Annotated in this window: 13 protein-coding genes; 11 read left to right on the top strand and 2 right to left on the bottom strand. The window is 71.3% G+C overall.

The window, feature by feature from the left end:
- Positions 1 to 16: 16 nt before the first annotated feature.
- Genes dapD through RT91_RS04680 form a run of 3 tightly spaced genes read left to right on the top strand, consistent with a single transcriptional unit; the run spans position 17 to position 2,570 of the window.
- Positions 17 to 856 (top strand): 2,3,4,5-tetrahydropyridine-2,6-dicarboxylate N-succinyltransferase, encoded by an 840-nt coding sequence (dapD, locus tag RT91_RS04690; protein ID WP_035185939.1) that lies wholly within the window; start codon positions 17 to 19, stop codon positions 854 to 856.
- Entirely contained in the window at positions 853 to 1,968 is a 1,116-nt protein-coding gene (gene dapE / locus RT91_RS04685; protein ID WP_035185894.1) for a succinyl-diaminopimelate desuccinylase, read from the top strand. The genes dapD and dapE overlap by 4 nt, the downstream gene beginning before the upstream one ends.
- Positions 1,965 to 2,570 (top strand): hypothetical protein, encoded by a 606-nt coding sequence (locus RT91_RS04680; RefSeq protein WP_011942311.1) that lies wholly within the window; start codon positions 1,965 to 1,967, stop codon positions 2,568 to 2,570. Before dapE ends, RT91_RS04680 begins: the two co-directional genes overlap by 4 nt.
- Here the strand turns inward: RT91_RS04680 and rsmI are convergent.
- Positions 2,545 to 3,444, bottom strand: coding sequence for a 16S rRNA (cytidine(1402)-2'-O)-methyltransferase (gene rsmI / locus RT91_RS04675; protein WP_035185893.1), 900 nt, complete (start codon positions 3,442 to 3,444; stop codon positions 2,545 to 2,547). The genes RT91_RS04680 and rsmI overlap by 26 nt on opposite strands.
- 62 nt (positions 3,445 to 3,506) lie before the next feature.
- Here rsmI and RT91_RS04670 point away from each other — a divergent pair, with 62 nt between their 5' ends.
- From RT91_RS04670 to RT91_RS04655, 4 genes are all read left to right on the top strand, one after another.
- The gene (locus RT91_RS04670) at positions 3,507 to 4,715 is read left to right on the top strand and encodes a penicillin-binding protein activator (RefSeq protein WP_011942313.1); all 1,209 of its coding nucleotides are present in this window, start codon (positions 3,507 to 3,509) and stop codon (positions 4,713 to 4,715) included.
- Positions 4,716 to 4,725: 10 nt separating this feature from the next.
- Entirely contained in the window at positions 4,726 to 6,105 is a 1,380-nt protein-coding gene (locus tag RT91_RS04665; protein WP_011942314.1) for a cell wall metabolism sensor histidine kinase WalK, read from the top strand.
- A 152-nt stretch (positions 6,106 to 6,257) separates the two neighbouring features.
- Complete coding sequence (locus tag RT91_RS04660; protein ID WP_035185891.1) at positions 6,258 to 7,145, top strand: cation diffusion facilitator family transporter; 888 nt, start codon at positions 6,258 to 6,260, stop codon at positions 7,143 to 7,145.
- A gap of 10 nt (positions 7,146 to 7,155) precedes the next feature.
- Positions 7,156 to 7,713: a cob(I)yrinic acid a,c-diamide adenosyltransferase gene (locus RT91_RS04655; protein WP_007423778.1), complete on the top strand. Its 558-nt coding sequence runs from the start codon at positions 7,156 to 7,158 to the stop codon at positions 7,711 to 7,713.
- A 19-nt stretch (positions 7,714 to 7,732) separates the two neighbouring features.
- On the opposite strand, the gene RT91_RS04650 is transcribed toward RT91_RS04655, so the two are convergent.
- A complete protein-coding gene (locus tag RT91_RS04650) occupies positions 7,733 to 8,125 on the bottom strand; it encodes a hypothetical protein (protein WP_007423777.1) in 393 nt (130 codons plus the stop codon).
- A 142-nt stretch (positions 8,126 to 8,267) separates the two neighbouring features.
- Here RT91_RS04650 and RT91_RS04645 point away from each other — a divergent pair, with 142 nt between their 5' ends.
- The 4 genes from RT91_RS04645 to RT91_RS04630 all read left to right on the top strand — a co-directional run.
- Positions 8,268 to 9,041: an SDR family oxidoreductase gene (locus RT91_RS04645; protein WP_035185889.1), complete on the top strand. Its 774-nt coding sequence runs from the start codon at positions 8,268 to 8,270 to the stop codon at positions 9,039 to 9,041.
- Positions 9,038 to 9,934 carry an NrtR DNA-binding winged helix domain-containing protein gene (locus tag RT91_RS04640; protein ID WP_011942318.1) on the top strand — a complete coding sequence of 299 codons (897 nt, stop codon included), beginning with the start codon at positions 9,038 to 9,040 and terminating at the stop codon, positions 9,932 to 9,934. Before RT91_RS04645 ends, RT91_RS04640 begins: the two co-directional genes overlap by 4 nt.
- A gap of 100 nt (positions 9,935 to 10,034) precedes the next feature.
- Positions 10,035 to 11,015, top strand: coding sequence for a quinolinate synthase NadA (nadA, locus tag RT91_RS04635; protein ID WP_011942319.1), 981 nt, complete (start codon positions 10,035 to 10,037; stop codon positions 11,013 to 11,015).
- A 44-nt stretch (positions 11,016 to 11,059) separates the two neighbouring features.
- Positions 11,060 to 12,230 (top strand): L-aspartate oxidase (locus tag RT91_RS04630; RefSeq protein WP_240314190.1); only part of this gene is annotated, 1,171 nt, incomplete at its 3' end.

Here is a 12,230-nt window from a genome sequence, read left to right as displayed (position 1 = left end):
TACGGAACGCCTGCCGATGGACCAAACGCAACTCGCCGCCGCCGTCACCGCCGCCTGGGAACGCCGCGACCAGCTCAGTCCGGCCTATCAGGGATCCGACCGGGAGGCCGTGAGCGATGCGCTCGCCCGTCTCGATCGGGGCGAACTGAGGGTTGCCGAGCCCGGCCCGGGCGGCTGGGTCGTCCATCAATGGCTCAAGCAGGCGATCCTCATGTCCTTCCGCCTGCTGCCCAACCGCACCATGCCGGGCGCCGGCGGCGCGCCCGTGTTCGACAAGGTCCCGATGAAGTTCGGCGACTGGGACGATGCGCGCTTCGCCGCCGCCGGCATCCGCGCGGTGCCCGGCGCCGTCGTCCGCCATTCGGCGCATGTCGGCCGCAATACCGTGCTGATGCCCTGTTTCATCAATGTCGGCGCCCGGGTCGGCGAGGACACGATGATCGATACCTGGTCCACGGTGGGCTCCTGCGCGCAGGTTGGCCGCAATTGCCACATCAGCGGCGGCGTGGGAATCGGCGGCGTGCTCGAGCCGCTGCAGGCCAACCCCGTGATCATCGAGGATGACTGCTTCATCGGCGCCCGCTCCGAAGTTGCCGAAGGCGTGATCGTGGAGCGCGGCGCCGTGCTCTCGATGGGCGTGTTCCTCGGCGCCTCCACCCGAATCGTCGACCGGACGACCGGCGAAGTGATCTATGGCCGCGTGCCGGCCTATTCCGTCGTCGTGCCGGGCACCATGCCCGGCAAGCCGCTGCCGGACGGAACTCCGGGCCCGTCCCTCGCCTGCGCCGTGATCGTCAAGCGGGTCGACGCCCAGACACGGTCGAAGACCGCGATCAACGAGTTGCTGCGGGCGTGACCGAGGCCGATCCCGTTCCCCTCGCGCGGGACCTGCTGCGCAGCCGCTCGGTCACCCCCGAGGACGATGGCGCCCAGACCGTTCTCGCGAGGGCGCTGGACGCCCTGGGTTTCTCGATCGAATGGCTGCGCTTCGGCGAGGTGAGCAACCTCGTCGCACGCCGCGGCTCAGGCAGCCCGCATTTCGGCTTTGCCGGCCATACCGACGTCGTGCCGCCGGGCGAGGGGTGGCGCCACGACCCCTTCGCGGCCGTCATCGAGGACGGCCTGCTGTTCGGACGCGGCGCGGTCGACATGAAGGGCGCCATCGCCGCCTTCGTCGCCGCCCTCGCCGCCCGCCCGGCAAATCATGCAGGCACGATCTCGCTCCTCATCACCGGCGATGAGGAAGGCGATGCCGTGGACGGCACCCGGCGCATTCTCGACCATCTCGCCGCCTCCGGTTCCCTGCCGGAATTCTGCCTGGTCGGCGAGCCGACCTGCCGCGCCCGGCTCGGCGACACGATCAAGATCGGCCGGCGCGGCTCGATTTCGGCGCATGTGACGGTTCGCGGCGTGCAAGGCCATGTCGCCTACCCCCATCTGGCCGACAACCCGCTCCATCGCATGATTCCGGCACTCGAAGCCCTGCGCGCCACGACGCTTGACGAGGGAACCGCGTGGTTCGAGCCCTCATCGCTGCAGATCACCAGCGTCGATACCGGAAACAAGGCCGGCAACGTGATCCCGGCGAGCGCCTCGGCCCGGCTGAACATCCGTTTCAACGACCGCCACACCGGCCCCGATCTCGCCGCCTGGATCCGCGATACCGTGGCCCGCCACGCCCCCGGCGCCGCCTGCGACATCGGCATCAGCGGCGAGGCCTTCCTGACCGAACCCGGCCCCGTGACCACGCTGTTCAGCGAGGCGGTGGCGGCGGTGACCGGTATCACGCCGAAGCTCGACACCGGCGGCGGCACGTCGGATGCCCGCTTCATCGCCGCGCACTGCCCCGTCGCCGAATTCGGCCTGGTCGGCACCTCGATGCACCGGGTGGACGAGGCCGTGCCGGTGAGCGAGTTGCGCGCGCTGGCCGAAATCTACGGCCGGATCCTGGACCGCGTGTTCCGATGAACGGCAACGACGGTTTCGCCACCTCGGTCCTCGGCACGCTGCGCGGTCTGGTCGGCCTGGCGCTCGGGCGGGTCGAGGCGTTCCGGGAATTCCGCAACACCCCGGCCGCGTTTTCCGCATCGATCGCGCCCCTCATCGCGTTTCCGCTGGTCGGCGCCGCCCTGCTCGGCCTGCGCGGATACTGGGTCTATGCCGCGTCGCTGATGCTCTCCCGCCTCTGCGGCGTCCTGCTCCAGCCGGTGATCGTCGAGTTCGCCGCGCGGCGGCTCGGCCGGCAGGAACGCTGGCTGACCACCAGCACGGCGCTCAACTGGTCGATCTGGATCATCTTCGTGCTCATCCCGGCCGCCATGGTGGTCAATGACGGGCTGGTGTCGATGGGCGTCGGCCTGCCGGCCGCGCTCGCGATGTCCGCCGGCATGATCGGGGCCTACATGCTATGGCTGCAGGCCTTCATCCTGCGCACCGGCCTCAAGACCAACTGGTGGAAGGCGATCGCCCTGCTGCTCGTCGTGAACCTGGGCGTCGCGATCCTGTATGCGGTGCCTTACCTGTTCCATCCGGAACTGCTCCGGCTCACGGTGAGCCCGCCTTCAGGCTGAGCGCGCGCGCATAGACCTGCTTGCGCGGCAGGTCGAGTTCCCGCGCCACGAAGGCCGCGGCATCCCTGATCGTCATCCGCGCGAGGGCCTCGCCGAGCGCCTCGTCCAGCTCCTCCTCCGAAGCGCTCGTCTGCGGCGCCGGCCCGATCACCAGCGTGATCTCGCCGCGCGCCTCATGGGCCGCGTAATGCGCCGCGAGCGCCGCGAGCCCGCCGCGCCGCACCTCCTCGAATCGCTTCGTCAGCTCCCGCCCCACGGCGGCGGGGCGGTCGCCAAGCACGGCCAGACAGTCCTCAAGGCAGGCGGCCAGCCGGTGAGGCGCCTCGTAGAAGACCAGCGTCGCCGACAGCCCGGCATGCTCGGCGGCGACCAGCCGCTGCAGCGCGCTGCGCCGAGCGGCCGCGCGCGGCGGCAGGAAGCCATTGAACAGGAAGGGATGCGGCGGCAGGCCGGACAGCGCCAGCGCCATGAGCGCGGCATTCGGCCCCGGCACGGCGCTGACCGCGAGCCCCGCCTCGATGGCGGCGCGCACCAGACGGTATCCGGGATCGGCGATCAGCGGCGCGCCGGCATCGCTGACCAGCGCCAGCCGCCGCCCGTCCTGCATCATCGCGATCAGCGACGCGGTCCGCGATTCCTCGTTATGATCATGGAATGACTGCAGTTTCGTGACGATGCCGTGCTGGGCCAGCAGGGGCGCTGTAACCCTTGTATCCTCGCACAATATCATGTCGGCGTCGCGCAGCGCCCCGACCGCGCGCGGCGACAGATCGCCGAGGTTGCCGATTGGCGTGGAAACCAGCACAAGATCGGGTTGCCGGCGGGAGAGCGCGTCGGATGATGAGGAAGGAGTTTCGGATGTCACGCCGGACATTAACGCCTGTGACACTGGTATTGGCAACCTTGGCGGCCCTGGCGCTGGCGGGATGCAGCACCGTGACGTCCCCCCCGGTCTCGAACGTCGGGGGGACGGCCCAGGGCATGACCAGCCCCGATCTGGGCCAGCGGCACGGCCCCGTGGCGCTTCTGGTGCCGCTCAGCGGGCCCTATGCCGGGATCGGCCGGTCGATCGAGCAATCCGTCAAGCTCGCCTTTTCCGCCCATGGCGCGCCGCGACTCGACATCGAGAACACCGGCGGCACGCCCTCGGGCGCTGCCGCCGCCGCGCATGCCGCGATCAACGATGGCGCCGGCCTCATCCTCGGCCCGCTCACCAAGGGCGAGACCCAGGCCGTTGCGCCGATCGCTCAGGCCGCGGGCGTCAATGTCCTGGCCTTCACCAACGACAACAGCATCGCGCAACCCGGCGTCTGGCCGATGGGCATCTCGCCGGACCAGCAGGTCAGCCGGGTCGTGTCCTACGCGATCGAGAGCGGGCGCACCCGGACGGCCGCGATCCTGCCGGAAGGCCAGTTCGGCCGGCTCATGGCCGCCGCCCTGCGCCAGACCGCGGCGCGTCTCGGCACGCCGCCACCGCGCATCGGCTATTACTCCGCCTCCTTTGCCAGCCTGAACGCGACGACCCGCAGCATCTCGCAATTCGACAGCCGCGGCGCCGGACTGATGGCCCGGATCCGCGCTGCCCGCGACCAGGACAATGCGGCCGGCCGGCGCCTCGCCGACAAGCTGCGCACCGAGCCGGTGCCGCCGCCCCCCTTCGATGCGCTCCTGCTCGGCGCGACCGGCGAGGATCTGGCCGAACTGCAGACCTTCCTGCCCTATTACGAGGCCGGCCCGCCGCAGGTGCAGCTGCTCGGCCCGGCGCTCTGGGCCAGCAAGGCGAAGGCGATGGCCACGCACGATGCGCTGCGCGGCGCGCTCTATGCCGCGCCCGATCCCGCCGCCGGCCTTCCCTTCGAACAGAAATTCGAGGCGACCTATGGCGGCGGCAAGCCGCCCTCGATCGACAAGGTCGCGTTCGACGCCGCGGCGATCGCGGTGCTGGCCGCGCATGAGGGCGGCTATACCACCGCGGTCCTCACCAACCCGACCGGCTTCGCCGGCACCGACGGCGTGATGCGGCTGCTGCCGGACGGACATGTGGAGCGCGGCCTCGCGGTGTTCCGCGTCGAACCCGGCGGACCGAAGATCGTCTCGCCGGCGCCGCAGACGCTGCCCTCGCCGGCATCGCCGCCGAACGCCTGACGGGGCCCTCATGCGGCGTCCGATCGCCACGATCGCGGCCTGGCTCGGCGGCCCGCCCGCGGCGGTACTCGTCGCGCTGATGCTGGCCGGCGCGATTCCCGCCTGGGAAGGTGCCGGCTGGCTCGCAGGCTGCGCCGTCTGGTCGGTCGCCGCCGGCGTCGTGCTCGCGCGCGACCTGCGGCGCTTCAGCGAGGCGCTCGCCGCCTCGGCTCCCGCCGAACTCCGGCTGATCACGCCCGGGCTCACCAATCTCGCCCAACGCATCATCCACACGATCGCGGCCGAGCGCCAGTCCCGCGAGGCCGTCACCGCCGATGCGAATTACAGCCATTCGCTGCTCAACCGCCTGCCCGACGCGCTGTTCCAGCTCGACGGCCCGCCCGGCGCGCGGCGCATCGTCTGGCGGAATCCCGCGGCGGTCCGCGCCTATGGCGCCGAGGAATCCGCCCTGCTCCGCCATCCGCAGCTCCGCGCCGCGCTGGCGGAGGTCGAGCTGGCCGAGCAGCCGGTGCGCGCGACCATCTCGCTCGCAACACCGGTGCCGCGCGACCTCGACGCGACCGTCATCCGCAGCGGCGATACCGGCCGCGCCGCGCCGATCTACATCCTGCTGGCCGACCGCACGCGCGAGCGCGAGCTGAACCGGATGCGGGCCGATTTCGTGGCCAATGCGAGCCACGAGCTGCGCACGCCGCTGACCAGCCTGATCGGCTTCATCGAAACCCTGCGCGGCCCCGCCCTGGGCGATGCCGAGGCCCTGCCGCGCTTCCTCGCCATCATGGCCGAACAGGCGGAGCGGATGCAGCGGATCATCGCCGACCTGCTCAGCCTGTCGCGAATCGAGATGACCGAGCACCAGCCCCCCGCCGAACAGATCGAGATCGGGCCGGTGCTGCGCCAGGTCGCCGGCTTCATGGAGCCGGTTCTCGAAAAGGCGTCCGCCACCCTGACGCTCGACATCGCCGCCGACCTGCCCGCCCTGCCCGGCGATTCCGGCCAGCTCACCCTGGTCTTCGGCAACCTGATCGACAATGCCGTCAAATACAGCGCGCTCAAGCACGGCGCCGCCGGCGGAACCGTGGTGATGACGGCGCACGCGACGCCGGATGCCGATTTCAACCAGCCCGGCGTCCTCGTATCGGTCGTCGACGACGGGCCGGGCATCGCCCGCGAGCACCTGCCGCGCCTGACCGAGCGCTTCTACCGGGCGGACAAGGGCCGCGCCCGCGCGGTGGGCGGCACCGGGCTCGGCCTTGCCATCGTCAAGCATGTCGTGATGCGCCATCGCGGCCGCCTGCTGATCGACAGTGTCGAGGGCGAGGGCACGACCTGCCGCGTCTGGCTGCCGGCAGCCACGCTGGCCGCGGTCCCGGCGCGCCGCTCGGCCTGACCGGCGCCGGCGGTTTCATCCGCCGCCGGGTTGGGCTAGAGCATCTTCCGGTCGGACCGGCTTGTCCGATCGGATAGGGATGCCCGCCTGATCATGTGGATAGAGCGGGGCTTCCGGCACCAGCACCGGCAGAAGGATCGGCCCGAACACCCATGCGCGTCCCGTTTCGCCTCGCCGCCGGCAGCGTCGCCATCGGCTTCGTTTCGCTGGGGCTGAAGGCGGCCGCCTGGCGGGTGAGCCATTCCGCGGCACTCTATTCCGACGCCCTGGAATCGCTGGTGAACGTCTTCGCCGCCGTCATGGTCATGATCGCGCTCAAGGCCGCCGCCAAGCCCGCCGATTCCGAGCATCCCTACGGCCATGCCAAGGCCGAGCTGCTCAGCGCGGTCGCCGAGGGCGGGATGATCATCTTCGCCGCGGTGCTGATCCTCGAGCGCGCCGCGAGCACCATCCTTGCCCCCCGCCTGCCCGTCGCACCGGAACTCGGTCTCGGCCTGAACGCGGCGGGCGGCGTGGTGAACGCGCTCTGGGCGCTCGCGCTCGGCCGTTCCGGCGCGACGCGGAAGTTCCCGGCGCTGGCCGCCGACCAGGCCCACCTGATCGCCGACGCCATCACCACCCTCGGCATCATCGGCGGGCTCTCGCTCGCCATTCTGGCCAACCTGCCGATGCTCGATCCGCTCATCGCCATCGCCGTCGCCGCGCAGATCGCCTTCATGGGCGGGCGGACCGTGCTGCGCGCCCTCAGCGCCCTGCTCGACCGCGCGCCGCCGCCCGAAATGGTCGATCGCATCCGCCATCTGGTCGCCATCCACGCCGCCGGCGCGATCGAGGCGCACGACATGCGCATGCGCGAGGCCGGCCAGTCGCGCTTCCTCGAATTCCACCTCGTCGTCCCCGGGGGCATGACGGTCGCCGAATCCCACGCCATATGCGACCGTATCGAAGCCGCCCTGCGGCGGGAGATGGCCGGCGTGATCATCACGATTCACGTCGAGCCGGACAACAAGGCCAAGCACGAGGGGATCATGGTGAAATGAGGCACGCCACATGGTGAAACTGGACACGATCGTGACCCGCGGCGGCGATCGCGGCGAAACCTCGCTGGCCGACGGCTCCCGCGTCGCCAAGAGCCACAGGCGCATCGCGGTGTTCGGCGCGCTTGACGAGGCCAACACGGCGATCGGATTCCTGCGCGTGGCCTGCGCCGGACTGCCGGCGGTCGATCGCGTGCTCGCCGCCATCCAGAACGACCTGTTCGACATCGGCGCCGAACTCGCCGCCCCGCCCGACCCGGCCCGGCCGTCACGCCTGACCGAAACCTATCTCGCCCGGCTCGACTCGGCCGCCGCCGACTGGAACGCGCGGCTCGCCCCGCTCACCAGTTTCATCCTGCCCGGCGGCACCGAAGCCGCGGCGCGCGCGCATCTCGCCCGCACCGCGGCGCGGCGCGCCGAGCGCGAACTCGTCGCCCTCGCCGCCGAGGCGGGTGTTTCGGACATCCCGATCCCCTACCTCAACCGCCTGTCGGACGTGATGTTCATCCTCGCCCGCCTGCTGAACGACGAAGGCCGGGCCGACACGCTCTGGCGACCCGGCGGCGCCTGACCGCCGGGTGCGATGCGCCTCAGAGCAGGTGGAAGCTCGCGACCTTGCCGTTGTTCAGGGTAAGGTCGGTGAGGACCTGGTCGCCGTCATGCAGCGTCACCTCGAAGATGTAACCCACCGTCGGGCCGACGCGCTGCGTGGTCAGGTATTTCACCGAGAAGGGCTGCCCGAGCGGGATCTTCGCATTGATCTCGGCCGCCTGAACGGGGAATTTCTTGGGATCGACATGCGCCTTGAACACCGTCGTCGCCGGCGCGACGAAGTCCGCGTAGCTGGAATGCCCGATCGCGGTGAGCATCTGCGTCATGTCGCGCGTCGCCAGCGGAACGTTGGGCGACTGCGCCTGCGCCACGGCGCCGCCCGCAATCCCGGCCGCCACCAGCAGCCCCGCCACGCGAATCGAAAATGTCATGAGGTTTCCTCTCTTTTGGTATCAGCCGCCCTGTTCCGCGCCGGCTCACCGGTCGCCGCCGAAGCCATCGGCTCCGGCGGGCCGGGCGAATTGCGCCGGCCTTCCTGCGCTGGCATCATGATCTATTAAAGGAGACGGATCAATGACCGACGCTTTCCGTGGCCGCCGCGCCCTCGTCACCGGGGCTTCCAGCGGCATCGGCGCCGATCTTGCCCGCCAGCTCGCCCAGCGCGGCGCCGACCTCGTGCTCACCGCGCGGCGGCAGGACCGGCTCGATTCGCTGGCCGCCGAATGCCGCCTGTTCGGCGTCACCGCCGAAACCGCCGCCGCCGACATCGCCGACGAGGCCGGCCGCCTCGCCCTGGCCGAGCGTTTCCCGACCATCGACATTCTGGTGAACAATGCCGGGCTCGGCGTCTTCGGCGCTTTCGCCGAAGCCGAATGGGCGCGAACCGAGGCGATGCTCGCGGTCAACATCACCGCCCTGACCCATCTCACCCGGCTGTTCGCCACCCCCATGGCCGCGCGTGGCTGGGGCCGGATCATGATGGTCGCCTCCACCGCCGCCTTCCAGCCGGTGCCGCTCTACGCCGCCTATGCCGCGACCAAATCCTATGTCCTCTCGCTCGGCGAATCGCTGAATGTCGAGTTGTCCGGGCGCGGCGTGCGCACCACGGTGCTCTGCCCCGGCGTCACCGAAACCGAGTTCTTCGACGCCGCCGGCCAGACCCGCTCCGCCTTCACCAAACGCAGCGCGATGACCAGCGCCGAGGTCGCGCGGATCGGCATCGCGGCGCTGCTCGCCGGGCGCTCCAGCGTCGTCGCCGGGCGGAGCAACGCGGCGATGGCCTTCGGCACCCGCTTCGCGCCCCGCGGCCTCGCCGCCCGCCTCGCCTTCCGGATGATGAAGCCGTGAGCGGCGCCGCCGACCCGATCCATGCCGAACTGATCGCCGTCGTCGTCGCCGTCACCGACGCAACCCCCCGCGTCCTCACCCTGCTCGATGGCAGCGCCCTGCCCGCCGGCCCGCTCGAATCGGCCCATCGCTCGCTGCAGGCCGGGCTACGCGACCGGGTGGAACGCCAGACCGGGCATCCGCTCGGCCATGTCGAACAGCTCTACACCTTCGCCGACGCCGGCCGCAGCCGCGCCGGGCGCAGCATCTCGATCTCCTACCTCGCCCTGAGCAGCGAGACGCGGGCGCGGCTCGGCGGCCAGGTCTCCTGGCAGGACTGGTACCGCTATTTCCCCTGGGAAGACCGCCGCACCGCGAACGACGCCCTGGCACGGATCGAACCCGGCCTGCGAAGCTGGGCGGGCACGGAGCCGACGCGGCGCGCCCGCATCGCCCGCTGCTTCGGGCTCGACGGCGCGCCCTGGCAGGAGGATCTGGCGCTCGACCGCTACGAACTCCTCTACGAGGCCGGGCTGGTGCGCGAGGCCGCGCGCGACGGCCGGCCGGCGCATGGCGACTTCGCCCCGGGTGCCACGCTCGCCGCCGACCACCGGCGCATCCTCGCCACCGCGATCAGCCGGCTGCGCGCCCGGCTGCGCGCCCGGCCCGCCGTTTTCGAGCTGATGCCGGAGCGGTTTTCCCTGCTCGATCTGCAACGCTGCATTGAAGCCATCGGCGGCCAGCCCCTGCACAAGCAGAATTTCCGGCGCCTCATCGAAAGCCAGAACCTGCTGGAAGAAACCGGAGACTTCGCGAATGGCCCGGGCCGCCCGGCCAAGCTGTTCCGCTTCCGCAGCGCCATCCGCGACGAACGGGCCATGACCGGCAGCCGCCCGCCGCTCTCCAGACCTTGACCCCATTATACTCACATCCACTATAAGAGGCGTCGAACCGGTCGATTTTCGCCCGGAAAACCGCTCATAATATGCTCATATCGAGCATAAGGATGTGGCCATGACCCTCGCCGCCGCCCCCATTCCCGCGCCGCTCGCGGCGCATGTCCCGCCCGCCGAATGGGCGCTGATGCAGGAGGACATCGCGGCGATCCGCGACCTCAAGCAGGCGCGCGACGCGATCATCCTCGCCCACAACTACCAGACGCCCGACATCTATCACGGCGTCGCCGACATCGTGGGCGACAGCCTCGCCCTCGCCCGCGAGGCGATGTCGGCGCGCGCTTCGGTGATCGTCGTCGCCGGCGTGCATTTCATGGCCGAGACGGCGAAGCTGCTGAACCCGGACAAGACGGTGCTGATCCCCGATTCCCGCGCCGGCTGCTCGCTCGCCGAAAGCATCACCGCCGCCGATGTCCGCAGCCTGCGTGCCCGGCATCCGGGCCTGCCGGTGATCGCCTATGTCAACACCTCCGCCGCGGTGAAGGCCGAGGTGGATTACTGCTGCACCTCCGCCAATGCCCGCAAGGTGGTCGAGCACGCCGCCCGCGCCGCCGGGACCGATGCGGTGATCATGCTGCCGGACCGCTTCCTCGCCGCCAACACCGCGCGCGAGACCGCCATCCGCATCATCGCCTGGGACGGCGCCTGCGAGGTGCATGAACGCTTCACCGCCGCCGACATCGCGCAGGTGCGCCGGCAACATGACGGGGTCGCCGTCCTCGCCCATCCGGAATGCCCGGAGGAGGTGGTCGCCGCCGCCGATTTCGCCGGCTCCACCGCCGCCCTCGCCGACTACATCGCGCGCCACCGCCCCGCCCGCGCCGCGCTGATCACCGAATGCTCGATGGCCGACAACATCGCCGCCGCCAGCCCGGGAACCACCTTCGTCAAGCCCTGCAATCTCTGCCCGCACATGAAGCGCATCACCCTGGCCGGCATTCGCCGCGCGCTGGAAACCATGACCGAACCGGTGACGATCGCCCCCGCCCTCGCCGCCCCGGCCCGCGCGGCGGTCGAGCGGATGCTCGCGATACCTTGATGGCGCATGCTCGCGATACCTTGATGGCGGATGCTCGCGATCCCATGAACGCCCCGATCATCATCGGCGCCGGCGTCGCCGGCCTCGCCGCCGCCCTGGCCGCCGCGCCGCGCCCGGTGCGGCTGCTCACCGCCGGCACGCTCGATGCCGGCGCCGCCAGTCTCTGGGCCCAGGGCGGCATCGCCGCCGCCATCGGCGCCGACGATTCCATCGACCTGCACATCGCCGACACGCTCGCCGCCGGCGACGGGCTGTGCGACGCCGCCGCCGTCTCCCGCATCATCACCGGGGGGCCGCTCGTGATCGATTCCCTGCGCGCCCACGGCGTGCGCTTCGATGCCGGGCTCGGACTCGAAGCCGCCCATGCGCGCCGGCGGATCAGCCATGTGAAGGATGCCACCGGCCACGCCGTGACCACCGCCCTCGCCGCCGCCGTGCGCGCCGCACCGCATGTCACGATCATCGAACACGCCCGCGCCGTGGCGCTCGATGTCGCGGAGAACCGGGTGCGCGGCCTCTGGGCCGAGACCGCCGGCGGCCTCGTCCATCTCCCCGCCGCCGCCGTGCTGATCGCGACCGGCGGCGTCGGCGCGCTGTGGCGGCACACCAGCACCCCGCCGGGCGCCGACGGCACCGGCCTCGCCCTCGCCGCGCGCGCCGGCGCCGTGCTGCGCGACCTCGAATTCGTCCAGTTCCACCCGACCGGCCTCGATTCCGGCGCCACGCCGATGCCGCTGATCTCCGAGGCCGTGCGCGGCGAGGGCGCCATCCTGACCGACGAGACCGGCCACCGCTTCACCGACGAACTCGCCCCGCGCGACGAAGTCGCCCGCGCCATTGTCCGCCATCTCGCCGAGGGCCATCGCGTCAGGCTCGATGCCACACATCTCGGCGCCGGCTTCGCCGCCCGCTTCCCGACGATCGACGCCGCCTGCCGCGCCGCCGGGATCGATCCCGCGCGCCAGCCGATCCCGGTGCGCCCGGTCGCGCATTACCACATGGGCGGAATCGCCGTGGACGCGCGGGGCCGCGCGAGCGTGGACGGGCTCTACGCCGCCGGCGAGGCCGCCTGCACCGGGCTGCACGGCGCGAACCGCCTGGCCAGCAACTCGCTGCTCGAAGCCTTCGTCACCGGCACCGATGCCGGAACCGCGCTCGCCGGCGAACCCGATGCGGCCGCGACGACCGCGCCCGCCGCCCCGCCGCGCCGCATCC

Source organism: Acidiphilium sp. JA12-A1 (genome assembly GCF_000724705.2).
In the GTDB taxonomy this organism is placed as follows: Bacteria; Pseudomonadota; Alphaproteobacteria; order Acetobacterales; family Acetobacteraceae; genus Acidiphilium; species Acidiphilium multivorum.
Note: the sequence above shows the minus strand (reverse complement) of the source record. Positions and strands in the feature narration are given on the sequence as shown.

Bases quoted from the DNA above. Each gene is read 5' to 3' on its own strand.
- dapD (WP_035185939.1), top strand. From the start codon at position 17: ATGGACCAAACGCAACTCGCCGCCGCCGTCACCGCCGCCTGGGAACGC.
- RT91_RS04660 (WP_035185891.1), top strand. From the start codon at position 6,258: ATGCGCGTCCCGTTTCGCCTCGCCGCCGGCAGCGTCGCCATCGGCTTC.
- RT91_RS04680 (WP_011942311.1), top strand. From the start codon at position 1,965: ATGAACGGCAACGACGGTTTCGCCACCTCGGTCCTCGGCACGCTGCGC.
- rsmI (WP_035185893.1), bottom strand. From the start codon at position 3,444: ATGTCCGGCGTGACATCCGAAACTCCTTCCTCATCATCCGACGCGCTC.
- RT91_RS04645 (WP_035185889.1), top strand. From the start codon at position 8,268: ATGACCGACGCTTTCCGTGGCCGCCGCGCCCTCGTCACCGGGGCTTCC.
- nadA (WP_011942319.1), top strand. From the start codon at position 10,035: ATGACCCTCGCCGCCGCCCCCATTCCCGCGCCGCTCGCGGCGCATGTC.
- RT91_RS04650 (WP_007423777.1), bottom strand. From the start codon at position 8,125: ATGACATTTTCGATTCGCGTGGCGGGGCTGCTGGTGGCGGCCGGGATT.
- RT91_RS04655 (WP_007423778.1), top strand. From the start codon at position 7,156: ATGGTGAAACTGGACACGATCGTGACCCGCGGCGGCGATCGCGGCGAA.
- RT91_RS04665 (WP_011942314.1), top strand. From the start codon at position 4,726: ATGCGGCGTCCGATCGCCACGATCGCGGCCTGGCTCGGCGGCCCGCCC.